At 39.9% G+C, this 1,291-nt stretch carries 1 protein-coding gene; it reads left to right on the forward strand.

Annotated elements, in window-relative coordinates; genetic code table 11:
• Positions 1–187: 187 nt before the first annotated feature.
• Positions 188–1,239 (forward strand): ISKra4 family transposase gene (locus tag QUB16_RS33375; RefSeq protein WP_333322689.1). Its coding sequence is split into 2 segments (ribosomal slippage): positions 188–338 and positions 338–1,239, totalling 1,053 coding nucleotides; the frame shifts between segments, so codons are not numbered across the junction.
• Positions 1,240–1,291 lie beyond the last annotated feature (52 nt).

Consider the following 1,291-nt stretch of genomic DNA (forward strand, 5'->3'; position numbering starts at 1 on the left):
GGGAGCATCCCGATTTTGCAAATATACAAAAGTATGATAAGGTGCGCCGCTTTTGGGGAAAAGCGACACTTAGCTTCCCCAAAAAATATGTTTTAGAGTCAATCAGCCATTTTAGAGGAACTGAAGAATAGAGTATCTCAAGAGTTACAATAGTCAATAAATAATTTTGAGGAACTCAACATGACGCCTGACTACCCGAGCAAGTTTACAAGCTCATACTGCTGAAATCGCTAAAATTTTATACAGAAACACTCCTCCCGAGGCGTTAGAAAGCCTGGAAGCAATAGAAGGACACTTGAGAAAACAATGGATAGAGATAGTGGGACCAGAAGTTGCTTTTTTTTTATCAAAGAAACCACAGGAACAGATAAAGGGCGTCCCCGAACAGTAAAAAGCTGTGTAGGTGAGTTAAAAATTACCGAAAAACAAGCAGAAAAATTAAATCTCAAAAAATCGACTCGGTTAGCCCCTTTTTTTGAGAAATGCTGTCTGCGACAAGTGGCCTTGTTATCCTATGAAAAGGCATCTCAAGAAATTGAAGTACAGACGGGAGTCAAGATAGGTCATACCAGTTTACATAGATTGGTAGAAAACCAAGATTGGGTTGAACCAGTAGCGTGCGCCCCCATTAAAGAAACCAGTGTGGATGGAGGAAAAGTGCGTGTTAGAGGGGCAAAAGGGGAAGGTTCTCACTGGCTCGATTATAAAGCAGTTAGTCTTCATGGCAGCTTTTATGCTGCATATTTTCTGAAAAATGAAGTCTTGATTGATTATGTCAATCGTCAGCCGTTAAATTCCCTAGTGACTTGTTTGGGTGATGGACATGACGGAATTTGGAATCTGATCGGTAAATTCAATCCGGATGGCAATCGCCGAGAAATCTTAGACTGGTATCATTTAGTCGAAAATCTGTACAAAGTAGCAGGGTCTAGGAAACGACTGTCTAAAGCCAAAGAATTGTTGTGGCAAGGCCGTACAGATGAAACCCTTAAGTTGTTTGAGTTGTGCAAGAGTCGTCAGACTACCAACTTTTGCAAATATGTCACAAAACATCGGAATCGAATTGTTAACTATCAACTCTTGTCCAGCCAAAATATTTGTTCTATTGGGTCGGGAGCGGTGGAATCATTAGTGAAACAGATTGACAGAAGATTAAAAATTTCCGGCGCTCAGTGGTGTCATGAAAATATCAATCAAATGCTCAAACTTAGGTGTGCTTACTTAAATGAATTAATCTAGAATATAGAGGCTTCTTTTCTATTTTTCTTCCCGACTCCCATACTTTAGATAC

This window comes from Microcoleus sp. D3_18a_C4, from assembly GCF_036702415.1.
GTDB lineage: Bacteria > Cyanobacteriota > Cyanobacteriia > Cyanobacteriales > Microcoleaceae > Microcoleus.